This is a genomic window from Rhodococcus sp. NPDC049939, assembly GCF_040656415.1.
Lineage (GTDB): Bacteria > Actinomycetota > Actinomycetes > Mycobacteriales > Mycobacteriaceae > Rhodococcus_F.
The window spans coordinates 505,672-531,066 of the sequence record NZ_JBFAMC010000001.1; the positions used below are offsets into that span (position 1 = coordinate 505,672).

The window sequence follows — 25,395 nt, forward strand, 5'->3', positions numbered from 1 at the left end:
GAAGCGGGCCCACTTCGCCACTCACGCAGGGTCAGGTCCAGACGGAGTCGATGTCGACGGCCTCGCGGGCTGGGGGTGTGGGTGTACCGGCGGGGGTTCGCGAGAACCGGGGTGCGGGGGCGTGCTGCGTGACCCCGTCGAGTTCGATCAGCGAACCCCGCGCGGCAAGGTGCTCGTTGGAGGGCGCCTCGGCGAACGTCAGGACCGGGGTGACGCAGGCATCGGTTCCGAGGAAGATCGCGGCCCACTCGTCACGCGTCTTCGAGGAGAACTTCTCGGCAAAGACCTTCTTCATCTGTGGCCACGCCGACCTGTCCATCTGTTGCGGCAGATCGGCCGGGTCGAGTTCGAGTCCCTGCAACAGTTGCGCGTAGAACTGAGGTTCGATCGAACCGACGGCCATGTACTTGCCATCCGATGTCTCGTAGGTGTCGTAGAACGGGGCGCCGGTGTCGAGGAGATTGACGCCGCGCTCGTCCGACCAGATTCCCCGTCCGCGGAACGCCCACATCATGTGCGAAAGCGCCAGGGCTCCGTCGACCATCGCCGCATCCACGACCTGTCCCTTGCCGGATGTCTGGCGTTCCACCAGCGCCGACAGGATCCCGAAGATCAGGAACATCGATCCGCCACCGAAGTCACCGACCATGTTCAGCGGAGGTACGGGCCTTTCACCCTTGCGACCGACGGCGTTCAGGACGCCAGTCAGCGAGATGTAGTTGATGTCGTGACCCGCGGCAGAAGACAGAGGGCCTTCCTGCCCCCAGCCGGTCATCCGGCCGTACACCAGTCGTTCGTTGCGGGCGAGACAGACGTCGGGGCCCAGACCCATACGTTCGGTGACGCCGGGACGGAAGCCTTCGATGACGACGTCCGCGCGCTCGATCAGCTCGAGAACCTTTTCGATCTGCTCGGGGTCCTTGAGGTTCGCTTCCACGACACGGCGGCCGCGTTGAATCTGGTCGTACGGGCCGTTCGGCGGGATGATGCCTGGGCGTTGGACGCATACGACGTCGGCACCGAGGTCCGCAAGGAGCGCGCCGGCGTGAGGACCTGGTCCCAGGCCGGCGAATTCGACCACGCGAATGCCCGCGAGCGGGCCCTTCTTCTCTGGAGCTGGATCAGACACGCGAGTTCCTCATTCCGATACGAGACAAACCTGTCGAACAGACGTTAACGCGCTGGGCCGGACCTGTGCCCGGAACGCGAAACGGGCTTTGCATGGCAGTGGGGCGGTCGGTCGTTGATTCGCCGCGCCCGCTGGGTACGCGATCTTCGTCGGTCAAGAAGGTTGCGGCTTCATGGGGTTCGATGAATTCGGCACGATATCAGGGATGTCGGCGGTTTCGGGTACGCCCAGGACGAAGACGAGCAGTGCCAGAGCTGCGATTCCCGAGAGCACGAGCAGTGACAATTGGAAGCCTCCGGTGTCGGCGACGAATCCCGCCAGTGCGGGACTGAGGGCAGCCCCGATGCCCTGGATGGTGGTGGCGGCCCCGAGTGCGAGGTTGAAGTGGCCGGTGCCCCGCGTGAGGTCGGCGACCACCAGAACGAACATCGCGCCGTAGATTCCGGCGCCGATGCCATCGAGGATCTGGATGGAGATGACGTACAACGGAGTGACTCCCAGGGCGAACAACACGCCGCGCACCGGAAGAACGAGGAATGCGGCGAGGAAGATTGGTTTGCGGCCCCAGTCTTTTCCGTGTTTGGCGATCATGACCGCCATCGGGATCATCACCAACTGGGCGACGATGATCAGCGCCGCCTGGAACAGTGTGCCCATCCGCGCGTTGTTCAGGGCGAGTTCCTGACCGGTCAGCGGCAGCATGGCACCGTTGGCGAGCTGCCACAGCATCGTGGCCGAGCCCAATGCCAGAAGTGGGCGTGACTGAACCAGGACACCGAACCCGGATGGCTTCTTCCGGCCGCCTCGCGCGGCTGGATCACTGGGAGCGAGCCCGCGTGCGACATCGTTGTTGATGAGGCGGGGGTTGATCAACAGTGTGACGGCGGCTACCAGGACGGTGACGATACTGGCGAACCAGAATCCGGCTCTGATCGTGATGAGATACCCCGCAGCGCCGAAGACAACCGCACCGACCACGTTTCCGGCGTGATTGAACGCTGCCATTCGCCCTGTGCGGTAGGTGTAGGCGGCCGAGCCCACGAGCCCGAGAGCGATCGCGGCGATAGCCGGCGGAAACACTGCGCCGGCAATTCCGGTCCCCACTTGCGCGGCGGTGATGACCGAGAAGCTCGGATTGACGGTGACTGTGAAAGCGCCGATCCCGGTCGTCAATGCAGCAATGATGAGCAGGCTCCGCTTGTGTGGTGTCTTGTCGATCAAGCCGCCGATCGGTGTCTGCACTACCAGGCCGACGAGACCACCGATCGTCAGGACCAGCCCGATCTCAGAGGTACTCCAGCCGGGGACGCTCAGCAGATAGATGCCCAGGAACGGGCCGAGCCCGGACTGCACGTCTGCGAGGAAGAAATTGAGCCCGTCCAACGCCGCCAACGATTGGCCCAACGACGGTGAATGACTCCCGTGGTCCCGGCCTCGAGCCAGCCCGTCCGTCATAGCTCTTCCCACGTCTCTTTTCAGCCGGAGCTGCAGACCGGCAGTGGTGGCTCTGGTGCCGAACTTGGCGGCTACGGGCCCTGAATCGGAGGACTTGCTCCGCTGAGAGCGGCGCGATACGCCGAGAAGTTTTGCGACGAAAAAGTACCCGACACGGACTGATGCGCGATGAAGGTGGAGGGCGGGCGGTGTGGTATTTCGGCGTCACCGAAGGGCGATACTGCCGCACCCTGACGTCGGGGGTTTGCCACGAAAATGATTCCGCCCGCGCGCACGGTCGGCTTCGTGTCGGTGTCCTGCATCCACCGTGACAGTATGCCGCGAGGTCCGGTTTCAGGCCATTGCCTATCGCGGATGCCGGTATCCCACCCAGTCGCGTCGACGTGCACCCTGAGGGTCACTCTCGATCCGGCACGTTTCGTCGATGATCAAAGTTTCCCGGCGCTCGAGCGAGTACCGTGGCCATCCCGGACCGGGTGTCCCGTGCCTGGCGAAGTGCAGCCAGTGGGATTGGACGGTGTCGGTGACGGCCCGCAACCCGCGCCGTCCTCCGAGCGCCGTGAGGACGCGCATCGAGGGGCCGGTGGAACCGAACACCGCGAACAGCTCCGTCGCATGGGTTGCGCCCACGCCGAGGACGTGGAGCAACCGGGGCGCGAAGTCGTACCGGTAGCTGTAGGTCGGTGCCACGGCGGTATTGCCCTGGGCGCACAGAATCGACGGTTCCCAGAAGGACACGTCACCACCGAGTTCGGTGGCCGCCCGCCGACCGGGGTAACCGGGGTAGGCGGCGATGACGCGGTCCTTCACCGACCGGTCCAAGCGCGAGAACATCTTGTCGATCCGGTCGGGATTGGTGGGCAGGATGTCGTGTAACCAGGGAAAAACCGTGGCCTCATGGCGGTTCGTGCCGATGATGAGCGCAACTGGATGCCCGGATCCGGACGCAAAACTGTCGAGCGGGTGAGAGGGGAGGAAGGACCCGTCGACCACGGGAGCGAAAACCCTGGTTCCCGGTTCCTCGTCCGCGCCCCGATTCGCCAGCTTCATACCGGTTTTGACGAACTCGGCGCAGTCCGCAGTCTCGAGCCAGGTCGCGGCTCCGGATCGCGAAACCTCGGCGAGGGCGAGGAACTCGCGCGACCAGCGTGCGGCCCGCTCGGAGGAGTAGGCCGATGCGGCAGGAGCGCTCTCCGCGATGGCCCGGGCGAACAGGCCCTTCGCGGCCGGTGTGGCCATCAGTGTGGTGACGGCGTTGGCGCCCGCGGATTCGCCGAAGACGGTGACGTTGTCGGGGTCGCCGCCGAAAGCTGCGATGTTGCGGCGCACCCATTCGAGGGCGGCTACCTGGTCGCGGAGTCCCAGGTTGGAGTCGAAAGGTCTTTCCGGGGTGGAGAATTGGGTGAAGTCGAGGTAGCCCAGCGCGCCGAGGCGGTAGTTGATGGAAACGTAGACGATATCGCCGCGGCGCACGAGAGATTGGCCGCCATACAGCGGTGAGGCAGAGGACCCGCTCGAGTAGGCGCCACCGTGGATGAACACCATCACAGGTCGAGGCGTGTCCGACGGACGTGAGGGTGCAAGCACGTTCAGCGTCAAGCAGTCTTCATCCGAGGACGACACACCGCGCTGAGGCGCGCGGAACCCGAAGTCGGCGGCCTGTCGGACCCCTGACCACGACTCGGCCGGGTGTGGGGCCCGAAACCTCAACGCCCCGACCGGCGGGGCCGCATACGGAATGCCTCGCCACGCGATCAGGTCGTCGAGACGGCGGCCGCGGATGGTACCGGTATCCAAGTCGATCTCGAGTGCGCTCACAGTCCTCGCCCGTCGTAGCCCGCGTACCCCTCCCAGGCCAGTCTCCGCTCCCGTCGTGGGTCGTCGTGGACCGTGGTTACGGTGTCGAATATGAGCGTCGCTCTTCTATTCGTGTCGTACTGGGGCCAAGACGCCAAAGGCGTGCCAGTCGCTGCGAAATGCAACCAGTGACGCTGAACGGTATCTGTGACATTCCGCAGTGCGCGACGACCGCCGGGAAGGGTGAGCCCGCGTCCGATGAGTGTTTCGGCGACATCGAACACGGCAAACATCTCGAACCCGTGAGTGGCTTCCAGTCCGAGCCACTTCATGGCGCGGGGCGCGAAGTCGAAGCGGTAGCTGTACGTGGGGGCGTACTCGCAATGTGCTTGGGTCAGGTCCAGCGACGGTTTCCAGAAGGTCACATCGCCACCCAGGTCGACGGCCGCGTCCGGCGCCGGATATCCGGGATATGCCGATGTGATTCGAGCTTCGGCTCCAGGGTCGGTGAGCGCGAACATTTTCGTGATCTGGTCGGGGTCCGTCGGCAGCCCGCCGAGGAACCTCGAGAACAGTGTGCCTTCACGTTCGTTGGTTCCGATGATCATCGGCACCCGATGCGCGGAACCCTCGGTGAATGCGCTCAGGGGTGATTGCGGTAGGAAGTCACCGTCGATCACAGGGCCGAACGGGTGCAGTCCCGGTGTCTCGGACCCAATCTTCATTGCGAAGCGATCACCCGCCTTGCCGAGTGCGGCTGCAGGAAAGGTACTCAGGGCCTCGGCGGCGTGTGCGGGTTCGGCGCCGAGCTGAGACATGTAGTCGGCCGCCCACTTCGCGGCCCGGTCGGCCGTGGTGACGAGTCCTGGGGCAGAACTCTCCGCGATGGCCCGGGCGAACAGGCCCTTCGCGGCCGGTGTGGCCATCAGTGTGGTGACGGCGTTGGCGCCCGCGGATTCGCCGAAGACGGTGACGTTGTCGGGGTCGCCGCCGAATTCGGCGATGTTGCGGCGCACCCATTCGAGGGCGGCTACCTGGTCGCGGAGTCCGAGGTTGGAGTCGAAAGGTCTTTCCGGGGTGGAGAATTGGGTGAAGTCGAGGTAACCGAGCGTGCCGAGGCGGTAGTTGATGGAGACGTAGACGATATCGCCGCGACGCACGAGCGACTCGCCGCCGTAGATTGTGGTGGCTGACATTCCCATCGCGTACGCGCCGCCGTGGATGAACACCATGACCGGTCGTGACCCTGACTTTCCGGGCTTGGCCAGCACGTTGAGTGTCAGGCAGTTCTCGCTACTCGGCTGGTATCTGCCGGGCCGCAGCATGGTGAACTTCTTATTCTGAACCGCAGCGTCGCCGAATTCGCCTGCGTCGAGTTCTCCCGACCACGGCGTGACCGGTTGTGGGGCCCGCAGTCGCAGGGGACCGACGGGAGGAGCCGCGTAGGGAATCCCCCGCCAAGCGACCAGGTCGGCTATGCGACGGCCGCGCACCAGTCCTTCGGTCGTCTTCACCACAGTGTCGGTCCGCAGAGTGCTGGAAGTCATGAGTGAGACTCTACGAAAGGGGTCGGGGTCTGCGAGACTTCACCGTCTTTCTTCCAACAACCGCAACCACACCTCGCTGACGGTCGGAAACGACGGAACCGCGTGCCAAAGGGTCTCGAGCGGAACCTTCCCTACCAAGGCGACGGTTGCGGCATGGAGAAGTTCGGCCACCTCCGTGCCTGCGAACGTCGCCCCGACCAGGGTGTCAGTCGGCCGATCCACCACAAGTTTGGCGTGACCACTGAAGTCGTCCCGGGACAAAGATGACCCGGCAACAGCGATGTCGACCTCCACCGTCCCTACGTCGCACCCCGCGTCCCGTGCGTCCTTCTCGGTGATCCCGACAGCCGCGACCTGCGGGTCGGCGAACACTACCTGGGGCACCTGCCCGTTGTCGGCGGATGCCTGGAAACGGGCACCCTCCACGGGTCGGGACTCGGCACGCGCCGCGATCACGTCGCCGCAGACTCTGCCCTGGTATTTGCCCATGTGGGTGAGCAGTGCCCGACCATTGACGTCGCCGACGGCGTACAGCCACCCGTTCGCCGTCGTCAAATGGTCGTCTGTGACGACGTAGCCGCGAGAGTCGAGCAACCCCGGGTCAAGGCCGAGTTCGGAAGTTGCGGGGGTGCGTCCCGCCGCCACGACGATCTCGTCGACCACTATCGGGTCGTGGCCCGCCACGTCGAGGGTTGCCGGACCACCGTGGATCGAGCCGATCCCGGTGTCTCGGGAGTCAGATCGATCGACACGGTCGAGGGCCGCACCGAATAGAATCCGGGCGCCCTTCTGCTCGAGCGACCGCGCCACGAGTTCGCCGGCGAAGGGTTCGTTCTTCGAGAGCAGTCGTGGGCCGCGCACCACCATCGTCAGTTCCTCCACGCCCAGGTCGAGCAGCCAGGTCGCGCTCTCACACGCCACCACGCCGCCGCCGATCACCGCGACTCGGCGTGGGATCTCCTTCAAGTTCGTAGCGTCCCTCGAGACCCACGGCAGCGCCTCCCGTAGGCCGGGGACGTCGGGGATTGTTGCGGTCGTCCCGGTCGCGACGACGACAGCGTGCCGAGCGCGAAGAGAGCGCGACCCGTCGACCGTGACGGTCCTTTCCCCGACGATGCGCGCGGACCCGCGGATCACGTCGATTCCCTGCGCGTCCGCCCACATCACCTGCGACGAGTCGTCGTGGTTGCTGGTGAACGAGTCGCGACGAGCGAGGACGGCGTTCACGTCGAGTGTGTCTGCCCACACGCCCGGCATGTTGCGGGCTGCCCCGAGAACCTCGCTCGGACGAAGTAGCGCCTTGCTGGGAATACACGCCCAGTAGGAGCACTCTCCGCCTACGAGTTCGTGTTCGATCATGGCGACCGTTCGGTCGCTGCCCTCGATGGCGTAACTCGCGGCGTTCTCGCCCGCGGGCCCGCCGCCGATCACGATCACGTCGAATTCGTCCATGCTGCTCACCGATCCGGTCATATCTAGAACGGTATTCCGGTCGGCAACAGTGCCGCAGAACTTCCGGCCGGCGCTCTCGCCCGGTTACTTGGAGGTAGCTGCGGTAAAGCGGGCGTGTGGGCCCTAGGTGAGGCGTTGACGGCGGAGTCCGCGAAGAGTCCGATCAAGGTGACGACTCTGCTACCCGGCTTCATCGCACAGACATGTCTGGCCAGGTGGGGAACAGTGCGAAGATGATGGCGTCCCTCGACGAGGGCGTTACCGCGATGGTGTCGGCTGTGGAGAAGGAAGCGGACCGCGTCGCGCTGCCGGGACTCGAGTGGCAGGGAATCGACCTGGTGTTGCGGTTCCTTCCTCACACATGGACATCGAGGTTGGTGTAGGACTGAACCCATGGCGACCGCGCAGGAGTCCTCACCCATCGATGTGAAGCGGCCGCGGCCGCGGGTTCTCATCATCGGGGGAGGATTCGGCGGGATCTATGCGGCGCGGCGGCTCCGGGGCGCGGACGTGGACGTCACCTTGCTCGATCGTGGAACCAGCCACGTCTTCCAACCCTTGCTCTATCAATGTGCAACCGGGCTTCTCTCGGAAGGTGAGATCAGCAGCCCGTTACGCCATTTGCTGCGTGGGCATGGCAACGTGCACGTCGCACTCGGCGAGGCGCGCTCGATCGACCCTGACGCCAAAGTGCTCACGGCGAGCCGATTCGACGGGTCCGACTTCGATCTGCCCTATGACTACCTGATCGTCGCTGCCGGGATGCGTCAGGCATACCACGGCCACGACGAGTACATCCAGTGGGCGCCCGGCATGAAGACAGTCGACGACGCCCTGGCCATTCGACGAAAGTTGATCTCCGCCTTCGAAATGGCCGAATCGCTGCCGACGGCGAAGGAGCGTCGACCGTGGCTCACGTTCGCCGTCGCAGGAGGCGGGCCGACGGGAGTCGAGATGGCAGGCCAGATCCGGGAACTCGCGACACACTCCTTAGCTCACGAATTCCAGGCGATCGATCCGAGCGAAGCTCGTGTGCTCCTGTTTCACGGCGGCGATCGTGTTCTCCAGTCTTTCGACAGGAGACTGTCCGCAGGTGCCCAGAGGACGCTCGACAAGGTCGGAGTAGAAACACATCTCGGCGTTCACGTCACCGATGTCTGCGAGACCGGCATCGAAACCACGTCCGGCGACCAGGCCGGTATCAAGAAGTTCTACGAGACCCGCACGGTCCTATGGACGGCAGGTGTGGAGGCTGTGCCATTTGCCGCCGTTCTCGCGGATGCCCTTGGCGTGACGCAGACTCACGGTGGTCGAATCACCGTCGAACCCGATCTGACCGTGCCAGGTCATCCGGATATATGGGTGATCGGTGACCTGATGTCGCTGAAGGACCTTCCCGGTGTCGCCGAGGTGGCCATGCAGAGTGGCAAGCATGTCGGTGGCTGCATTGCCCGGATGGTTCCTGGGGGCTCACCCGACCGGAGACCCTTCAAATACCGTGATTTCGGAAGCGCGGCCTATATCGCCCGCAGACAAGCCCTCTTGCAGGCCGGTCCGATTCGGATTTCCGGGTTCGCCGGCTGGGTGGCATGGGGAGTCATCCACATCGCGTTCCTGGCCGGATACCGCAACCGATTCGGCACCCTCCTCAACTGGGCCGCTACCCTGGCCACCGGATCGCGCCGCGAGCGCGCAATTACCTATGGCGATCCGGAGTCAGCACGTCAGCCTTATGCGGATCCGTCGCCCGAATCTTGACGGGCTTGCACGATGGCGCGGTTCGGTAGCCGAGGGTGGGTCACCAACTCCGCGTAGTGAGCCCGTGCCGGACGAGTACGCGCTCTACTTGGTCCCGTAGTGCCGCTCGGTTAGGGCTGTCGAGTGATTCGAGTGCGAGGGTGTAGACGCCTCCGAACCTGCTGAGGTAGGCGGACATCCGGGTCCGCCCGGTAACTACACCCGGGTGTACCGCTCGGGTAGCGATCCCTGTGGTCCGGTGACCTCCGATCGAGCTGAGGACATCAGGCAGCGGGCCGATGTTGGAACACAATACGTCCCGTTCGCCAGGGTTGCCCGTGAGGGCGTACGCCACTCGGTCAGGAACCAGCTGGAGCATCTCCTCGGGAAATCCGGCAGGGCTGGTCATCGACGGGGAGGAGAACGCCGCGCGACTCGCGGCGCGCAGGTCCGCGACGCTGTCCTGTGGGAAAGTGGTTATCTCCACCATGGCGACGGAGTTTGCGGTCGCGTCGCAGTCGTCGCGGGACCTGAGATCCATAGGCACACTGAGTGTCAGTGGTCTGGATTCGCCGACGCGCCTGGCCGACTCGGCCACCACCGACAGGAACAGACTGTTCGCAGTTCCGCCCGCCTGCTCGGCGGCGGTATCCCACTGCTCGGCGTCTACCTCCAGCACCGCTGACACGGGCGAGTTGCCAGATGGTCTCGAACTGCTCTCCATTTCGGGATGTGTCTTGCCACGCTCCTTCATGTACCGGCGGAGTTCGGCCCTGCGGCGCCTGCTCACCAACAGGCCGGCAACTGCGCGTGCCGTTCCCACAGCCACCCGGCGAGTGAGTTGGGCGGCATCGCGAAGGTCGGCGGTGGTGGAACGGGCGGAGGATCCACCGCCCGGCTCTGCGGTGCCCTGCAGCGCCGCTGCGGTCGCGTCCTGCAGCCCCGCTGCTGTGGAGTCCTGCAGCGCCGCTGCTGTCGTCTCCTGCAGCGCCGCTGCTGTCGTCTCCTGCAGCACCGCTGCGATGGCCTCCGACAGACCCCGCGCGTCCGCGATGACGTGCGAGCACACCAGAGACAGGACGGTGCCCCCGTCGGCCAGGCGCGCACAGGTGAGTCGCCAACCGGGACCTCGCTCGGGGTTCACTTGTAAGGAACCCTGTTCATCTGCCCATGCCGTAACCTCCGCAGAATCGATTTTGGAGTACTCGACGGGAAACGCGGTGGTACTCCGCTCGAAGCGCGGTCGCGCACCGGGGATCCGCGCACGCACGACGCGCACGCCCAGCGCGCCCCGTGCAAGGGCCGTGCGCAGGGATTCGAGGGTTGAGTCCTCGACTCGCTCGTCGGTTCGCCATAGTCCCTGCATCACAATCGGCGTTCCCAATCCGCGGTGGGTGCGAAGGAACATTTCGTCGATGACGCTCAAACGGGCGCTCACCCGCGAAGTGTACGATCTGCCGGGGTGATCGCGCAGTTCAGTCCACGACAAACGGGCGCATACTGGAACTGCAGGTCTGTTCGGAACCGCACACGGAGCACACCATGGTTCGCGTCCAAAAGTGGAAGGTTTGGGGTTCCGTCGTGGAGGTCGACGTCACCGAGGCAGCTGCTCTCCCCGAAGCTGCTGCTCTGATCGCGGACGTCATCGACGAGGCCGAATCGGTGTGCGATATCCACCGTGGCGACGCCGAGATTCATGCCGTCAACCTCTCTCAGGGAGCTCCGGTCAAGGTCAGCCGAAGGATGTCCGCTCTGCTGCGCTCAGCCCTGTGGGTGGCCCGGATGACGGACGGTGCTGTGAACCCCTTGATCTCCGAACCGTCCGACGACTCGGTTCCGACCGTGCATCCGGAACCGAGTTTTCTCGACGTCCAGATCGACGACGATGTGGTGTTCGCTCCGTGGGGCGCATCGTTCGACATCACCGATACGGCCAAAGCCGACACTGTGGGTCGAGCTGCCGAACTGGTCGCCGGGGAACTCGAATGTGGGGCGGCCGTACGGATCGATGACGTGATCGCGACGGCCGGACATTGTCCCGCAGGCGGATGGCAGATTCCCGTCCCGGGTGACGACGAGATCGAATTGGCGAACGGGACCGCGATGGCGACGGCCTTCGCGCTTTCCGATGAACCGTCTGCAGCCACCGATGCTGATGCAGTTCCTGAATGGGAAGCGGTGACGGTGATCGCGGATGATGCACTCTGGGCGTATGGCGCCGCCGCGACGGCGCTCATGCGCGGGGGCGGCGCGATTCGCTGGATCGAGCAGCATGAGCTGCGCGCTCGATTGGTAGATCGTTCGGGTCGGGTCTATACCACGGGGAACTGGTGAGTCAGGCCCGTCCGCGCTGACGGCGGTACCATCGCACCAGACTGTCTGTCGACGTATCGCTCTGTGCGGCAGGAGCATCCGCAGACGTGAGTACCGGTTGCAACTCCACTGCCTGGGTCTTGCCGAGTTCTACGCCCCACTGGTCGAACGAGTCTATTCCCCAGATGACCCCTTCGACGAACACCTGGTGTTCGTACAGTGCGATCAGTTGTCCGACAACAGATGGCGTGAGCTTGGGCGCGAGGATCGTGGTGGACGGCCGGTTGCCGGGCATCACCTTGTGCGGCACGAGACGGTCTTCAGTCCCCTCTGCGGCGATCTCCTCGGCGGTTTTTCCGAACGCCAGGACCTTCGTTTGGGCGAAGAAGTTGCTCATCAGCAGGTCGTGCATGCTGCCTGTGCCATCGGCGGTAGGCAGGTCATCGGTGGGATCGCCGAAACCGATGAAATCGGCAGGCACCAAACGAGTGCCCTGATGCAGCAATTGATAGAAGGCGTGCTGTCCGTTGGTTCCCGGTTCACCCCAGAAGATCTCACCGGTGGGTGTCGAGACGGGGGAGCCGTCCGCTCGCACCGACTTGCCGTTCGATTCCATCGTCAACTGTTGCAGATACGCCGGGAACCGGACGAGGTCATTGGAATACGGCAGCACGGCACGGGATTCGGCTCCGAAGAAGCTTGAATACCAGACTCCGATGAGGCCGAGGAGCACCGGTGCGTTCTCCTCGAGTGGTGCCGTACGGAAGTGCTCGTCCACGGCATGGAAACCGGCGAGGAACTCAGCGAAACGCTCTCTGCCGATTGCGGCCATGACGGAGAGCCCGATGGCCGAATCGACCGAGTACCGGCCACCTACCCAGTCCCAGAATCCGAACATGTTGGCTGTGTCGATCCCGAACTTTGCCACTCTGTCCGCGTTGGTCGAAACTGCGACGAAATGCTTTGCGACGGCATCGCTTCCGAGTTGAAGCCCCTCGAGGAGCCACCGGCGCGCGGCGGAGGCATTGGTGAGCGTCTCGAGCGTCGAGAACGTCTTGGATGCCACTATGAACAGTGTGGAAGCAGGGTCGAGGCCGTCGAGAGTGTGCACGAGGTCGGAGGGGTCGAGGTTGGAGATGAACCGGACGCTGATGCCTGCGTCGACGTAGTGGCGCAGTGCTCGGTACACCATCTCGGGGCCGAGGTCGGAGCCGCCGATACCGATGTTGACTACGGTGGTGATCTTTTCGCCCGTGGCGCCTCGCCATTGTCCGGATCTAAGGCGGTCCGTGAAGTCGCCCATACGATCGAGAACGTCGTGGACCGCGGCCACGACATCTTGTCCGTCGACCTCAAGAGACGTGCCTGCAGGTAGCCGCAGCGCGGTGTGGAGGACTGCGCGGTCTTCGGACACGTTGATGTGCTCGCCTGAGAACATCGCGTCCCGACGCTCCTCCACGCCCGCAGTGCGCGCGAGTTCGGCTAGTAGTCCTAGGGTGTCGCGGTCGACACGGTGCTTGCTGTAGTCGATGTAAAGTTCGCCGGCGGAGACGTTGAATTCGTTCCCGCGCGCTGGGTCCTTCTCGAAAAGGGTTCGAAGATCGACGGACTGGATTCGAGCGTGATGATCGCGCAATTCGTGCCAGGCAGCGGTTTCGGTGATGTCTCGGCTCACGGGAGACGAGCTTAGTGCCCGCGCGTCGAAACTTCCGTGATCACTTCTACACGGCGCATTATGGAAACCATGGATATTGCCGAACTCATGCGGGCCGTACCCAAGACGCTCTTCCTTGGTGGCCAAAGATGCGACGCTGTGAACGGTGCCACATTCACCGTATTCGATCCGTCGACCGGTGACGCGCTGGCAGAGGTGTCGGATGCTGGTCCTGTCGATGCGATGAAGGCGCTCGACGTCGCAGTTGCGGTACAGCCGGAATGGGCGGCGACACCGGCACGCGAGCGCGGGGAGCTGTTGCGGGCGGTGTTCGAGAAGATCACCGAGCGTGCCGAAGACTTCGCACTGCTGATGACTCTGGAGATGGGCAAGGCTTTGCAGGAGAGCGCGGCGGAGGTGAGGTACGGAGCGGAGTTCTTCCGTTGGTTCAGCGAGGAAGCGGTCCGTATTGCGGGCCGCTACACACAGGCGCCCGCAGGCAGCGGTCGCATCCTGGTGACGAAACAACCCGTTGGGCCGTGTCTGGCGATCACCCCGTGGAACTTTCCTCTGGCGATGGGAACTCGCAAGATCGGACCGGCACTGGCGGCTGGTTGCACGATGATCGTGAAACCGGCCGCCGAGACACCACTGACGATGTTGCTGCTCGCCGAGGTAATGGCCGAAGCGGGACTGCCGAATGGTGTTCTGTCCGTGTTGCCGACCTCGAAGCCCGGCGAAGTTGCCGATGCGCTGATCGAGGACCCACGGTTGAGGAAGCTCACGTTCACCGGTTCGACCGGCGTGGGGCGGATGCTGGTCGAGAAGTCGGCAAAGGGTCTACTTCGTACGTCTATGGAACTTGGCGGCAACGCTCCCTTCGTGGTCTTCGACGACGCCGACGTCGACAAGGCTGTAGCCGGCGCGGTATTGGCCAAGATGCGCAACGGCGGAGAGGCCTGTACTGCGGCCAACCGTTTTCACGTCGCGAACGAGGTGCGAGAGGAGTTCACCGCGAAGTTGGTGGACAAGCTTTCGTCGTACACGCTCGGAGCGGGAAGGGACGTCGACACGACGCTTGGCCCGCTGATCAACGCCAATCAACTCGACACGGTCGGCGAACTTGTGCAGGACGCGGTGAGGGCAGGTGCCAAGGTGCGTTTGGGGGGTGTCGCGCCGGAGGGTCCGGGCTACTTCTACCCCGCGACGGTGCTGGACGAGGTACCAGCACAGGCGCGGATCTTGAAGGAGGAGGTTTTTGGTCCGGTGGCGGCGATCGCGGGATTCGACACCGAGGAAGAAGGGATTGCCGCAGCGAACGACACCGAGTTCGGCCTGGCCGCCTACATCTTCACCCGAGACCTCGACCGAGCACTGCGTGTGGCGGACGCCGTCGAATCGGGCATGGTGGGTGTCAACCGCGGAGTGATCTCGGACACGGCTGCACCCTTCGGCGGCATCAAAGCCTCTGGCTTCGGACGCGAAGGAGGCAGTGAGGGCATCGAAGAATACCTGGAAACCAAGTACGTGGCCTTGGAGCTCTAGCGGTTACGACTGCCAGGTAGTCGTCTCCGGGGCTGCGTGTCTCCCGGGTCAGTGGCCTAGACGACCGCGCCCGAGGCGCAGCAACAACATGGCGAGAGTATGGCCTTCCTGGCCGAGTTCGTTGAACCGCTCCAGCACCTTCATCTCACGGCTGTGGACGAGGCGGGGACCTCCGGACGCCATCCGTGTACGACCGATGAGCTGCGAGACCTCGGCGCGACGCTTGATCGCGGCGAGAATTTCGGCATCGAGCCTGTCGATCTCCTGGCGAAGAACCTCGATCTCGGCTTCGCTGGTGGGAACAGCGGGTTCTTTGTCGGATGATGTTACGGTCTCAGTGCTCATTGGTTCGTCTCCTCTTGTCAAAACTTGGATCGGCGGTTCGGGTCGAGTCGTTACCGATCCAGGCATACTTTGACGAAAAGGCCCCGGATTCCGGTGCGGAGTGCGGGGCTCGTGAGCTGCTCACTTCTCAGGCACCGGATTCCGGTGCCTGAGAAAAAATCGCCACAACGGACGCGACGACGGACTGAACATGTGTACCAGTTTTACATGACGATACCGCGCGCGCCAAGGGACTGTGGCGCTGTCGGTACACGCCGGTAAGTTGGACAGACGATGAACACAATCTCCGGTACCGCTTCTTCCACGAGTTCTTCCACGAGTGCGGAATCGGCTTCGCATGCCGCCGCCGCTGCACACGGTGGATCGGACGCCTTGCTCCAGGGACTGAATCCACAACAGCGGGACGCGGTCGTGCACGCCGGATCTCCACTGTTGATCGTTGCGGGTGCAGGCTCGGGCAAGACAGCTGTACTGACCCGGCGCATAGCGTATTTGCTGGCCGAGCGGGGCGTGATGCCCGGTCAGATCCTGGCCATCACCTTCACCAACAAGGCAGCGGCGGAGATGCGGGAGCGCGTCGCCAACCTCGTCGGGCCCCGGGCCAACACCATGTGGGTGTCTACCTTTCATTCGAGCTGTGTGCGAATCCTGCGGGCCCAGGCGGGACTGCTGCCCGGTCTCAATTCGAACTTTTCCATCTACGACGCGGACGATTCTCGACGGCTGCTGACGATGATCTCCAAGGATCTGAACATCGATACCAAGCGGTACTCGGCGCGGCTGTTCGCCACCCACATCTCGAATCTGAAGAACGAGCTCATTTCACCCGAGCAAGCTGCGGCGGACGCAGACGAGGATCCGGCGGAGCTGCCGCGTCTGGTCGCCAAGGTGTACGGCCACTATCAACAGAGGTTGCGGTCCGCGAACGCGCTGGACTTCGACGACTTGATCGGCGAGACGGTCACGTTGCTGCAGGAATTTCCGCAGGTGGCCGACTACTACCGACGCCGGTTGCGCCACGTCCTGGTCGACGAGTACCAGGACACGAACCACGCCCAATACGTGCTGGTACGCGAACTGGTCGGTGGGATCGGGGGCGGCGAAGACGCCGAAGACGGGGTGGCGCCCGCCGAGTTGTGCGTCGTGGGCGACGCGGATCAGTCGATCTACGCGTTCCGTGGCGCCACCATCCGCAACATCGAGGAGTTCGAGCGGGATTACTCGGATGCGCGCACCATTCTGCTGGAGCAGAACTACCGTTCCAGCCAGAACATTCTGTCGGCGGCGAACTCGGTGATCTCGAAGAACGCCGGGCGCCGTGAGAAGCGGCTGTGGACCGATTCCGGCGAGGGTGAGCTCATCACCGGTTACGTGGCTGACAACGAACACGACGAGGCGTCGTTCGTGGCTTCCGAGATCGACAAGCTGGTCGATTCCGGTGCTGCGAAGTTCAGTGACGTGGCCGTGTTCTACAGGACCAACAACTCCTCACGGGCGCTGGAGGAGATCTTCATCCGGCTGGGCGTTCCGTACAAGGTCGTCGGTGGGGTGCGATTCTACGAACGCAAGGAGGTGCGCGACATCGTCGCCTATCTCCGCGTTCTTGCGAACGAGGATGACGTGGTCAGCCTGCGCCGCATCCTGAACACACCGCGCCGCGGTATCGGCGATCGTGCCGAGGCTTGCGTAGCTGTCTACGCCGAACAAAGGGGCATCAGCTTCGCCGAGGCACTGCGAGACGGAGGGGAGGGCAGGGTGCCACTGCTGAATACGCGTTCTCGGAAAGCCATCGCGTCCTTCCTCGAACTCATGGACGAACTGCGGGTGATCCTCCCGCCGGAGGTTGCCGCGGACGAGGTCGTTCCGGATCAGCTCAGTGATATCGGTGATGTCGTGGAAGCCGTTCTCGAACGCACGGGCTACCGCGCCGAGCTCGAGGCGAGTACCGACCCTCAGGACGGTGCTCGGCTCGACAATCTCAACGAACTCGCCAGCGTGGCCCGCGAGTTCAGTTCCGATGCCAGGAATGCGACCGGACTCGTCGAATCGACGGAGGGCGGTGACGTCGAAGCTCCTGACGAGGAACCCGCTCCAGGGTCGCTCGCGGCCTTCTTGGAACGGGTCTCACTCGTCGCCGATTCGGATCAGCTACCGGACAGCGACGAGGGCGTCGTCACATTGATGACGCTTCATACAGCGAAGGGGCTCGAGTTCCCGGTCGTCTTCGTCACCGGCTGGGAGGATGGTCAGTTCCCGCATATGCGGGCACTCGGCGACCCCACCGAGTTGTCCGAGGAGCGCAGGCTCGCGTACGTGGGCATCACTCGTGCCTGCCACCGGCTGTATCTCACTCGGGCCATCATGCGCTCGGCGTGGGGACAGCCCATACAGAATCCCGAGTCGAGGTTCCTGCAGGAGATCCCGTCCGACCTCGTGCACTGGCGACGCGCGGATCCGGGAAGCAGCAGCGGTGTGGGTGGCGCGATCGGCGGTGTTCACGCGCGGGGATCGGGTTCCAAGGCGGCCCCGAGTTTCGGTAGTGCGCGATCCCGGAACAACAACCTGGTACTCGCGGTCGGTGACCGTGTCAGCCACGACAAGTACGGGCTGGGCACGGTTCTCGAGACCAAGGGTGCCGGGCCGACGGCGACGGTCACCGTCGACTTCGGCAGCGCCGGAAAAGTGCGGTTGATGCTGATCGGCGGCGTGCCGATGGTCAAGCTTTAGTCGGCCGAGAAGGACTGCGGCATGCAGAAGACTGTGCCGCAGTCGGTTGGTATTCGCCGATACGTGTCGGTTAGTCCCTCGCCACGCCCAGAGCGATGCCGCGAGTGGCCAACCAGGGCTGGGGATCGACCTTGACGTCGCCAGGAAGGTGAACCTCGAAGTGCAAGTGTGGGCCGGTGGAGAAACCACGGTTGCCCATGGTGGCGATCTGATCGCCTGCCATGACCTTCTGGCCGACTGAGACCAACGTGCTGTCGATGTGTCCGTAGACGGTGACAGTTCCGTCAGCGTGTAGCAGTCGAACCCACATGCCGAATCCGGAAACTGGGCCGGAGTCGATGACCTCGCCGTCGGCAACTGCGTAGATGGGTGTGCCGATCGCGTTCGCGATGTCGATGCCTGCGTGCATTGCACCCCAGCGTGCGCCGAAGTGGGAGGTGTACGTTCCGACCGCGGGAAGGGCGAAGAGTGGGCGGCGGGCGGCTTCTTCGCGTGCTGCCCGCTCTGCGCTGAAGCGCTGTCCTTTGGCGAGGAGGTTGCTGAACTGCGACATGTCGGTGGGGTTCGCGACATTGAGGATCTGTGGCGCGTTCGATGTGGACGCGGCGGTTCCGGTGTCGGTAGCGAACTGTGCGGCCTGCGGTTCGGCGGTCGCTCCGATAGCGCTCGACTGATCGCTGGCGAGGGTGACCTCGGAGTAATCGGAGGAGCCCGACGATCCGCCGGTGGTCGCGGCTTGGCCTCCGGCGACTACGGCGCCGGCAGCGACAGCAAGAACGGCAGCGCGACCCTTGAGGGCCGAGGGGGGAGCCGGGACTCGGTGTGCTCCGCGACGGGTGTGGGCGGGAGCTCCCTCGACCGGGTAAGAGGACGCGGACTCCGAATCGCGGGGAGTGAATCCGGGGATATCCGACTCGGTGTAACGCTCCGCCGAGTTCGGGAGATATTCGACCGAATCGGAAAGATAAGTAGGGGTGACGTCGTCCTTGGGATCCAGCAGCTCGTCGTTGCGTTGACTTGCGAAACGGCTGGCCGTGAACTCGCTGCGGTGGTGCATACGGCCGTCCGTCCTCCTGTTCGTGACCTACCCGTGACTTATTCCCCGGGCGACGGTAACGAAATGGTTGCGATGCGCGCAACCTGTAGCCCTGGAGGAGGGCTACTTGTGACACGCATCACAAGCTGAGCTGGGAAAACTGTTGCTCCCGATGCGATCTCGAATGAATCTTTTACTTGCGACCATGCGTGTCACACACCTGGGTGAACCGTTTCGAAACGATAGCGTCGGAATATGTCGTCATCAACTCGAGAGCGAGGTGGGCGCAGGGCTGAACCCGAACGTGTCGGTTCGTTCGGCGGCGCTGGTCGCGCGAGCGGCGGCGAACCCGATCCCATCCGTGCTCGCAGAGGATGCGCGGGTGCGGTCGCTGTAGGGCTCGTCGGTGGTCTGGGTGTGGCGTCGGCTCCGATCCTCAATGCTGTTCGATCAACCGAGGGGGCTGAGTCACTCTCCGGAGTGGTCCCGGCCGCACTATGGGCGGCGGTGTTCGCTGTCGCGCCACCCCTGCTTGCCGTAGCGGCTCTGCTGGCTCACCGCACCGCTGTGGCTGGGGGGTTGTTGGCGGGAGCCGGCGCGGTGTCGGTAGGTGCGGCCGTCCTCGACACTCAACTGTGGACCGATGCGATCGATGCCAACCGCCTGGAACTTTTCAGGCCTGAGACGGCAGCCGAACTCGTTGCAGGCCCCGGCGCATACGCGGTTCTGATCGGCCATGTGCTGATCGCCATGGCCGGGGTCTTCGGAATGGTTGCAATTCACAGGGCGTCGCTCGCGGACGGCTACGGGGACGCCCGCAGCGCCGAGCAGATCGGGCGTCTTACGGGTGCCCGTGTGGGCTTTCTGCCGTCAGCGGTCGCGGTGGCCGCTGCCGTTCTGTTGACGGGAGCTCTGTTCGCTCCGTCGTTCGTCTCCGACGATCCCGTGATTCTCGTGCCGCCCGTGGTCGAGTCCTACTTCGCTTCGGCTGCCGGCGCAGGCCTCGTTGCGGTAGCCGCAATGATCGTGGTGGCTTCGGCGCTGGCGTCAATTTCGCCGCCAGTCGCCTCCGGTGCTCTCGTCGGAGCGGGCCTGACGACACTGGGGGTGGTCGGCACACGTCTGGTGGCCGGATTCGCCGCGGGTGACCGCATCGCTCCTGGTCCGGGGGCGATATGGGGAACCGCTGCCGCGGGTGCACTGGTTTTCGTCGGAATCTGCATCCCGGCGATCGATCGCAGGCGTGACGCAGCAGCAGCGAGGGCTCTCGCGTCTCGGCCGCACAGCTCTTCAGGGAAACGGGGGGCGGTAACGCCGTCCGCAGTGGGCGTTGCCAAGGCGGCATTGCGGGCTGAGGCTACGGAGGCGCGCGCCCGCATCGCACGGTGGCACGTGGCTGCAGGTGTTATCGGAATCTCTACCGCGGTGCTCGCGGGCATCGGTGCTCTGCTCCCGGTCCTGGAGTTGCCAGCGGAGACTGTCCAACCGACGTTTGCTACGACCCGGGTGGTGCTCGCTGCTTCCGTGGTCCTCGCGGTTGGATGCATCTGGCTTCTGCTTTCCGAATTCGCGTCTGCAGTCCGGCCGGCTGTCGGTGTGCTGTGGGTGACGATCCCCTTCTCGGCAATGGCCGTATTGCAGTCTGTGGTCGTTGCCACAGACGTGCCGGGAGTGGAAGCGGGAAGCGGTGCCGTCCTGCTCTGGTCTGCTTCTGTCACCGCTGGCGCGGCAGGCGCGCTGACTTGGTTCGCCGGTTCCGCCGAACGCGATGAGATCGATACGTCCGAGGAACCGTCTACCGCCGTTCCGGTGTTGGTGGTCGGTGGTCTCGGTGCAGTGGGCGCACTGATCGGGCTGGGATTGCCGTTGTTTCACGGGACCGATGCGCGTGGTGACGAATATGCTGCCCCTTCGTTCGCGGAAGTTCCGTGGGGCCTCGACGTCTGGGGACGCGCCCTCCTCGGTGCCGCGATCGTGGTGGCAGTCATTGTCGCTTCACGCGCCCGGCGCGCGCGGGCGGTGGCACTCCTCGTCGGTTCGGCTGTTGCGATCGGGGTATACCTCTTGTCGTGGCCGCTGACGCAGGTGAGGGTGGACGACCCCGAGATGGCGGGCGGTGTCATCCCGACCGCGGTGGGCATAGTGTTGATCGCGGCTGCCGCGGTCATTCCGAATCACGACCGAAATCGGTGAGGCTCGCCTCGGTGTTCGACGTGATGCCTGCCTCGGTATAGGCGCGAGGCTCGCCTCGGTGTTCCGCATTGCGTGATGTGGAACACATGGCCTACGTCCGAGCGCAGACAGGGCCCGGCAACTGGCTAGAGTCCAAAAACAGGCCCGCTCCTACCCCTCGAGCGGGTGTCAACGCAGACGAGACGGTGAGCAGATGGATCTCTTCGAATACCAGGCGAAGGAACTCTTCGCCAAGCATGAGGTGCCGACTTCGGCTGGACGTGTTACCGACACGGTTGCCGGTGCGCGCGAGATTGCCGAAGAAATCGGCAAGCCCGTGATGGTCAAGGCGCAGGTCAAGGTCGGCGGTCGGGGTAAGGCCGGTGGCGTGAAGTACTCCGCCGACGCCGATGCCGCGCAGGCAAACGCGGAAGCGATCCTGGGCCTCGACATCAAGGGGCACGTGGTCAAGAAGTTGCTCGTCGCTGAGGCGAGCGACATCGCGGAGGAGTACTACATCTCCTTCCTGCTCGACCGCACGAATCGGACCTACCTGGCCATGTGTTCGGTGGAGGGTGGCGTCGAGATCGAGGTCACCGCAGAGGAGAACCCCGACGCGCTCGCCAAGATCCCCGTCGACGCCGTCAAGGGAGTCGACCTCGCGTTCGCACGCAGCATTGCCGAGGCCGGGAAGCTGCCCGCTGAGGTGCTCGACGCAGCGGCCGTGACCATTCAGAAGCTGTGGGAGGTCTTCATCAAGGAAGACGCTCTCCTGGTCGAGGTCAACCCCCTCGTTCGCACCCCCGACGATCAGATCCTCGCTCTCGACGGCAAGGTCACGCTGGACGAGAACGCTTCCTTCCGCCAGCCCGGTCACGAGGCGTTCGAGGACAAGGACGCTACCGACCCGCTCGAATTGAAGGCCAAGGAGAACGACCTCAACTACGTCAAGCTGGACGGTCAGGTCGGCATCATCGGCAACGGCGCCGGACTGGTGATGTCAACGCTGGACGTCGTCGCCTACGCGGGTGAGAAGCACGGTGGTGTCAAGCCCGCCAACTTCCTGGACATCGGGGGCGGCGCTTCCGCGGAAGTAATGGCGAACGGTCTCGACGTCATTCTCAACGACGCACAGGTCAAGAGCGTGTTTGTGAACGTGTTCGGCGGTATCACTGCGTGTGACGCGGTTGCCAACGGCATCGTCGGAGCCTTGAAGACGCTCGGCGACGAAGCGAACAAGCCGCTTGTCGTCCGCTTGGACGGCAACAATGTCGAAGAGGGTCGTCGTATCCTCGCCGAGGCCGCCCACCCGCTGGTCACCATCGTCGGAACAATGGACGAGGCTGCCGACAAGGCTGCCGAGCTGGCCTTCGCCGCGAAATAGAAGGACTTTCAACATCATGGCAATCTTCCTGACCAAGGACTCCAAGGTCATCGTCCAAGGCATCACCGGCAGCGAGGGCACCAAGCACACCGCGCTGATGCTCAAAGCAGGCACCCAGGTCGTCGGGGGCGTCAACGCCCGTAAGGCCGGCACCACGGTTTCGCACACCGACAAGGACGGCAATCCGGTCGAGCTGCCGGTCTTCGCAACCGTCGCTGAGGCAATGAAGGAGACCGGTGCGGACGTGTCGATCGCGTTCGTTCCTCCGGCCTTCTCCAAGGACGCCATCGTCGAGGCCATCGACGCGGAAATCTCGCTGCTCGTGGTAATTACCGAGGGCATCCCTGTGCAGGACTCCGCATACGTGTGGGCCTACAACGTCGAGAAGGGCAACAAGACCCGCATCATCGGCCCCAACTGCCCTGGCATCATCACCCCAGGCGAGGCGCTCGCCGGCATCACCCCGGCCAACATCACGGGCGCGGGTCCGGTCGGTCTGGTCTCCAAGTCGGGCACCTTGACCTACCAGATGATGTTCGAGCTGCGTGAGTTCGGCTTCTCCACCGCCATCGGTATCGGCGGAGACCCAGTCATCGGCACCACCCATATCGACGCCATCGAAGCGTTCGAGAAGGATCCGGATACCAAGGTCATCGTGATGATTGGTGAGATCGGTGGCGATGCCGAGGAGCGCGCCGCCGACTACATCAAGGCCAACGTCACCAAGCCGGTCGTCGGCTACGTGGCAGGCTTCACCGCCCCGGAGGGCAAGACGATGGGCCACGCGGGCGCCATCGTCTCCGGTTCTTCGGGAACCGCGCAGGCCAAGAAGGACGCTCTAGAGGCTGCCGGAGTCAAGGTCGGCAAGACTCCGTCCGAGACTGCGGCGCTCGCTCGCGAGATTCTGCAGAGCCTGTCGGTTGAGGCCTGACCTTCCACATCGGTTCAGGTCGAGGCACTGAGTGCAAGGGCATGGCCGATGGATCCCGGGATCCATCGGCCATGCACCCACTGTCAGACATCGACCCACATCTCACCCGCCGGATCGAGCGTCCTCGTTCCAGATGTGGCGGCTGCTACCAACTTCGCAAGTTCGGCCGAGTCGTGGGCGGCAAGCGTAAGGACCGCGAATTCGCCGTAGGTCGTCTCCAGAACGCCCACCCCGTGCCCCCTCAGTTCGGCCTCCACACGTCCCGCCTCGGTGTGCTCGACCGCAAGTGTGTACAGGTAGCGGAGCTCCCGTCGCACGAGTGGTGCGACGTCAACTGCTGCAGCCGTGGCGCCCGAGTAGGCACGCGCCAAGCCTCCTGCTCCTAATTTGATTCCCCCGAAGTACCTCGTCACCACCACGACGACATCGACCAGTTCACGTGCCTTGAGTACCTGCAGCATCGGTACACCGGCAGTGCCACCCGGTTCGCCGTCATCGTTGGCTCGCTCGACCCGATCGCTGGGCCCGTTGCCAACGATGTACGCGGAACAATGATGTCGTGCATCGGAGTACGCGCGTCGCTGTTCCCGTATGAACGCCTGTGCCGCCTCCGCATCCTGTACTCGTCGAAGGACCGCGATGAAGCGGGAGTGTTTCACTCGCGTCTCGACGGATGAAGCTGAGGCGTGAGGCGCGAGGGTGTATGGCACCGAGTCATTATCGCCTGCGTCGTTCCCTCAATCGAGGTCGGTGACCGATGGCTATCCGTAGGCTAACGTCGGAAGAGCGTACGCAGACGACCACCTGTCGACTAGGAGAAGTCATGACGTATACCCCTGGAGGGTCGAGTTATGGTCCGCCCGCAGAACCTGCCTCGAAGGGTGAGTCCAAGAACCTGAGCTTCTTCCTCCTGGTCGGTGTCGCAGGCCTCGGTGTTCTGAACCTGCTGCTCGGATTCGCGCCCTACGCCACGTTCAGGGCAGGGACTGTGAATTCGTACGAGATCTCCACGACTGGGCTCGGGCTCCTGATCCTCGGCGGCCTACTTGCGGCAGTGTCACTGCTTCCAAAGCAGTCGTATGTGGGAGCGGCAGCAGCGACGTCGATAGCGGGTTGGGTTCTGTCGTTGGTGGTTTTCCTGTACGTCACCGGGGATGCCCAGTTGGGCGCGATCTTGATCCTCGTCGCGGGATTTCTCCAGTCCGCCGTAGCCGTCGCGGCGTTGCTCTTCGAGATGGGAGTCCTCGAGCAGTCTGCACCCGCACCCGCTGCCGGCGCGGACTTCAGTCAGCCAGGCCAGCCAGGTCAAGCCCCGAAGACTTACGGTCAAGCACCGCCGCAAGCGTACGGCCAGCAACCGCAAGCTTACGGCCAGGGATCCCAGCAGCCGTACGGACAACCACCGTACGGCCAAGCACCGCCGCAGACGTACGGTCAGCAACCGCAAGGCTACGGTCAGGGCGCACCGTACCAGCAGGGCTACGGCCAGCAGAATCAGCCCGGATACGGCCAATCGGGTTATGGGCAGCAGGCCTACGGACCGTCGGGCTATGGCCAGCCCGGTTACGGCCCGAAGGGTCAGCCATCACAAAGTCAGTCCGGCGGATACGGCCAACGCTATGGGCAACCGCCGCAGCAACAGCAGGGTTACGGGGCTGGAGCAGGGGCCACACCCCCGCCGTACGACCTTCCCACGACCGCGTACCCGCAGGCGCAGTACCCGGCCGGTGCGCAGTCGGGTCAGTCGCAGACCCCCGGAACAACCGGCTCTTCGTATCCGCCGGCGGGCGGGGCCGGCCCGGCTGAGCAGGAGTCGTCGGCGCAAGACCTTCAATCCGAGTCCTCGCTGGAGGAGAGGACGCTTGATTACGGTGAGCAGCAGGCCACCGAGTCCGAGCGATCGGAATCGGGGGAGCAATCCGATTCGGAGAGTGAGGGGGGTGCCGCGCCGACTCAGGGGCGCGAGGCCGGCACCGATAGAGATGAAGAAGTGGAAGCCGGGGAAGAGAAGGACGACAAGTAGGATTCAGCAGAGCAGTGGGGGGGGGGGGGGGTGGGGGGGGGGGGGGGGGGGGGGGGGGGGGGGGGCGGGTGTTGTTTGGATTAGTATTGGGGCGAGTGGGTGGTTTATTTTTTTTTTTTTTTTTTGGGTGTGTAGAACATAATTTATT

Annotated in this window: 19 protein-coding genes; 9 read left to right on the forward strand and 10 right to left on the reverse strand. The window is 64.1% G+C overall.

Going from position 1 to position 25,395, the window contains the following annotated elements:
• Positions 1 to 31: 31 nt before the first annotated feature.
• From AB0I57_RS02175 to AB0I57_RS02195, 5 genes are all read right to left on the reverse strand, one after another.
• Complete coding sequence (locus tag AB0I57_RS02175; RefSeq protein WP_358329175.1) at positions 32 to 1,129, reverse strand: CaiB/BaiF CoA-transferase family protein; 1,098 nt, start codon at positions 1,127 to 1,129, stop codon at positions 32 to 34.
• A gap of 153 nt (positions 1,130 to 1,282) precedes the next feature.
• Positions 1,283 to 2,584 (reverse strand): MFS transporter, encoded by a 1,302-nt coding sequence (locus AB0I57_RS02180; protein ID WP_358329178.1) that lies wholly within the window; start codon positions 2,582 to 2,584, stop codon positions 1,283 to 1,285.
• A gap of 345 nt (positions 2,585 to 2,929) precedes the next feature.
• Positions 2,930 to 4,402 (reverse strand): carboxylesterase/lipase family protein, encoded by a 1,473-nt coding sequence (locus AB0I57_RS02185; RefSeq protein WP_358329181.1) that lies wholly within the window; start codon positions 4,400 to 4,402, stop codon positions 2,930 to 2,932.
• Positions 4,399 to 5,928: a carboxylesterase/lipase family protein gene (locus AB0I57_RS02190; RefSeq protein ID WP_358329184.1), complete on the reverse strand. Its 1,530-nt coding sequence runs from the start codon at positions 5,926 to 5,928 to the stop codon at positions 4,399 to 4,401. The genes AB0I57_RS02185 and AB0I57_RS02190 overlap by 4 nt, the downstream gene beginning before the upstream one ends.
• A gap of 39 nt (positions 5,929 to 5,967) precedes the next feature.
• The gene (locus AB0I57_RS02195; protein WP_358329187.1) at positions 5,968 to 7,401 is read right to left on the reverse strand and encodes an NAD(P)/FAD-dependent oxidoreductase; all 1,434 of its coding nucleotides are present in this window, start codon (positions 7,399 to 7,401) and stop codon (positions 5,968 to 5,970) included.
• A gap of 212 nt (positions 7,402 to 7,613) precedes the next feature.
• Here AB0I57_RS02195 and AB0I57_RS02200 point away from each other — a divergent pair, with 212 nt between their 5' ends.
• Both AB0I57_RS02200 and AB0I57_RS02205 read left to right on the forward strand, forming a co-directional pair.
• The gene (locus AB0I57_RS02200) at positions 7,614 to 7,763 is read left to right on the forward strand and encodes a hypothetical protein (protein WP_358329189.1); all 150 of its coding nucleotides are present in this window, start codon (positions 7,614 to 7,616) and stop codon (positions 7,761 to 7,763) included.
• A 10-nt stretch (positions 7,764 to 7,773) separates the two neighbouring features.
• Positions 7,774 to 9,138: an NAD(P)/FAD-dependent oxidoreductase gene (locus AB0I57_RS02205; RefSeq protein WP_358329192.1), complete on the forward strand. Its 1,365-nt coding sequence runs from the start codon at positions 7,774 to 7,776 to the stop codon at positions 9,136 to 9,138.
• Between the two features lie 40 nt (positions 9,139 to 9,178).
• Here the strand turns inward: AB0I57_RS02205 and AB0I57_RS02210 are convergent, their stop codons facing one another.
• Positions 9,179 to 10,555, reverse strand: a complete 1,377-nt coding sequence (locus AB0I57_RS02210) for a hypothetical protein (RefSeq protein ID WP_358329195.1) — start codon at positions 10,553 to 10,555, stop codon at positions 9,179 to 9,181.
• Positions 10,556 to 10,659: 104 nt separating this feature from the next.
• Here AB0I57_RS02210 and AB0I57_RS02215 point away from each other — a divergent pair, with 104 nt between their 5' ends.
• On the forward strand, positions 10,660 to 11,451 hold the full coding sequence (locus AB0I57_RS02215; protein ID WP_358329198.1) for an FAD:protein FMN transferase: 792 nt from the start codon (positions 10,660 to 10,662) through the stop codon (positions 11,449 to 11,451).
• A gap of 1 nt (position 11,452) precedes the next feature.
• On the opposite strand, the gene pgi is transcribed toward AB0I57_RS02215, so the two are convergent.
• Entirely contained in the window at positions 11,453 to 13,105 is a 1,653-nt protein-coding gene (gene pgi / locus AB0I57_RS02220) for a glucose-6-phosphate isomerase (RefSeq protein ID WP_358329201.1), read from the reverse strand.
• A 69-nt stretch (positions 13,106 to 13,174) separates the two neighbouring features.
• On the opposite strand from pgi, the gene AB0I57_RS02225 reads away from it, so the two are divergent.
• Entirely contained in the window at positions 13,175 to 14,629 is a 1,455-nt protein-coding gene (locus AB0I57_RS02225; protein WP_358333055.1) for an NAD-dependent succinate-semialdehyde dehydrogenase, read from the forward strand.
• A gap of 48 nt (positions 14,630 to 14,677) precedes the next feature.
• On the opposite strand, the gene AB0I57_RS02230 is transcribed toward AB0I57_RS02225, so the two are convergent.
• The gene (locus tag AB0I57_RS02230) at positions 14,678 to 14,974 is read right to left on the reverse strand and encodes a chorismate mutase (protein WP_358329204.1); all 297 of its coding nucleotides are present in this window, start codon (positions 14,972 to 14,974) and stop codon (positions 14,678 to 14,680) included.
• A gap of 273 nt (positions 14,975 to 15,247) precedes the next feature.
• On the opposite strand from AB0I57_RS02230, the gene pcrA reads away from it, so the two are divergent.
• Positions 15,248 to 17,701 (forward strand): DNA helicase PcrA, encoded by a 2,454-nt coding sequence (pcrA, locus tag AB0I57_RS02235; protein WP_358329207.1) that lies wholly within the window; start codon positions 15,248 to 15,250, stop codon positions 17,699 to 17,701.
• Positions 17,702 to 17,771: 70 nt separating this feature from the next.
• Here pcrA and AB0I57_RS02240 read toward each other — a convergent pair whose 3' ends face one another.
• Positions 17,772 to 18,758 carry a M23 family metallopeptidase gene (locus AB0I57_RS02240; RefSeq protein ID WP_358329210.1) on the reverse strand — a complete coding sequence of 329 codons (987 nt, stop codon included), beginning with the start codon at positions 18,756 to 18,758 and terminating at the stop codon, positions 17,772 to 17,774.
• Positions 18,759 to 18,992: 234 nt separating this feature from the next.
• Here AB0I57_RS02240 and AB0I57_RS02245 point away from each other — a divergent pair, with 234 nt between their 5' ends.
• The 3 genes from AB0I57_RS02245 (at position 18,993) to sucD (ending at position 23,224) form a co-directional block, all read left to right on the forward strand.
• On the forward strand, positions 18,993 to 20,930 hold the full coding sequence (locus AB0I57_RS02245; protein ID WP_358329213.1) for a hypothetical protein: 1,938 nt from the start codon (positions 18,993 to 18,995) through the stop codon (positions 20,928 to 20,930).
• A gap of 193 nt (positions 20,931 to 21,123) precedes the next feature.
• Positions 21,124 to 22,293: an ADP-forming succinate--CoA ligase subunit beta gene (gene sucC, locus AB0I57_RS02250; RefSeq protein WP_358329216.1), complete on the forward strand. Its 1,170-nt coding sequence runs from the start codon at positions 21,124 to 21,126 to the stop codon at positions 22,291 to 22,293.
• A 16-nt stretch (positions 22,294 to 22,309) separates the two neighbouring features.
• Entirely contained in the window at positions 22,310 to 23,224 is a 915-nt protein-coding gene (sucD, locus tag AB0I57_RS02255) for a succinate--CoA ligase subunit alpha (protein WP_358329219.1), read from the forward strand.
• Between the two features lie 83 nt (positions 23,225 to 23,307).
• Here sucD and AB0I57_RS02260 read toward each other — a convergent pair whose 3' ends face one another.
• On the reverse strand, positions 23,308 to 23,934 hold the full coding sequence (locus tag AB0I57_RS02260; RefSeq protein ID WP_358329221.1) for a YigZ family protein: 627 nt from the start codon (positions 23,932 to 23,934) through the stop codon (positions 23,308 to 23,310).
• Positions 23,935 to 24,047: 113 nt separating this feature from the next.
• On the opposite strand from AB0I57_RS02260, the gene AB0I57_RS02265 reads away from it, so the two are divergent.
• On the forward strand, positions 24,048 to 25,247 hold the full coding sequence (locus AB0I57_RS02265; RefSeq protein WP_358329224.1) for a DUF5336 domain-containing protein: 1,200 nt from the start codon (positions 24,048 to 24,050) through the stop codon (positions 25,245 to 25,247).
• Positions 25,248 to 25,395 lie beyond the last annotated feature (148 nt).

Excerpts from the sequence above, each read along its gene's own strand:
- AB0I57_RS02180 (WP_358329178.1), bottom strand. The coding sequence starts at position 2,584 with ATGACGGACGGGCTGGCTCGAGGCCGGGACCACGGGAGTCATTCACCG.
- AB0I57_RS02190 (WP_358329184.1), bottom strand. The coding sequence starts at position 5,928 with ATGACTTCCAGCACTCTGCGGACCGACACTGTGGTGAAGACGACCGAA.
- AB0I57_RS02195 (WP_358329187.1), bottom strand. The coding sequence starts at position 7,401 with ATGACCGGATCGGTGAGCAGCATGGACGAATTCGACGTGATCGTGATC.
- AB0I57_RS02200 (WP_358329189.1), top strand. The coding sequence starts at position 7,614 with ATGATGGCGTCCCTCGACGAGGGCGTTACCGCGATGGTGTCGGCTGTG.
- AB0I57_RS02205 (WP_358329192.1), top strand. The coding sequence starts at position 7,774 with ATGGCGACCGCGCAGGAGTCCTCACCCATCGATGTGAAGCGGCCGCGG.
- AB0I57_RS02215 (WP_358329198.1), top strand. The coding sequence starts at position 10,660 with ATGGTTCGCGTCCAAAAGTGGAAGGTTTGGGGTTCCGTCGTGGAGGTC.
- AB0I57_RS02225 (WP_358333055.1), top strand. The coding sequence starts at position 13,175 with ATGGATATTGCCGAACTCATGCGGGCCGTACCCAAGACGCTCTTCCTT.
- AB0I57_RS02230 (WP_358329204.1), bottom strand. The coding sequence starts at position 14,974 with ATGAGCACTGAGACCGTAACATCATCCGACAAAGAACCCGCTGTTCCC.
- pcrA (WP_358329207.1), top strand. The coding sequence starts at position 15,248 with ATGAACACAATCTCCGGTACCGCTTCTTCCACGAGTTCTTCCACGAGT.
- AB0I57_RS02240 (WP_358329210.1), bottom strand. The coding sequence starts at position 18,758 with ATGCACCACCGCAGCGAGTTCACGGCCAGCCGTTTCGCAAGTCAACGC.
- AB0I57_RS02245 (WP_358329213.1), top strand. The coding sequence starts at position 18,993 with ATGTCGTCATCAACTCGAGAGCGAGGTGGGCGCAGGGCTGAACCCGAA.
- sucC (WP_358329216.1), top strand. The coding sequence starts at position 21,124 with ATGGATCTCTTCGAATACCAGGCGAAGGAACTCTTCGCCAAGCATGAG.
- sucD (WP_358329219.1), top strand. The coding sequence starts at position 22,310 with ATGGCAATCTTCCTGACCAAGGACTCCAAGGTCATCGTCCAAGGCATC.
- AB0I57_RS02265 (WP_358329224.1), top strand. The coding sequence starts at position 24,048 with ATGACGTATACCCCTGGAGGGTCGAGTTATGGTCCGCCCGCAGAACCT.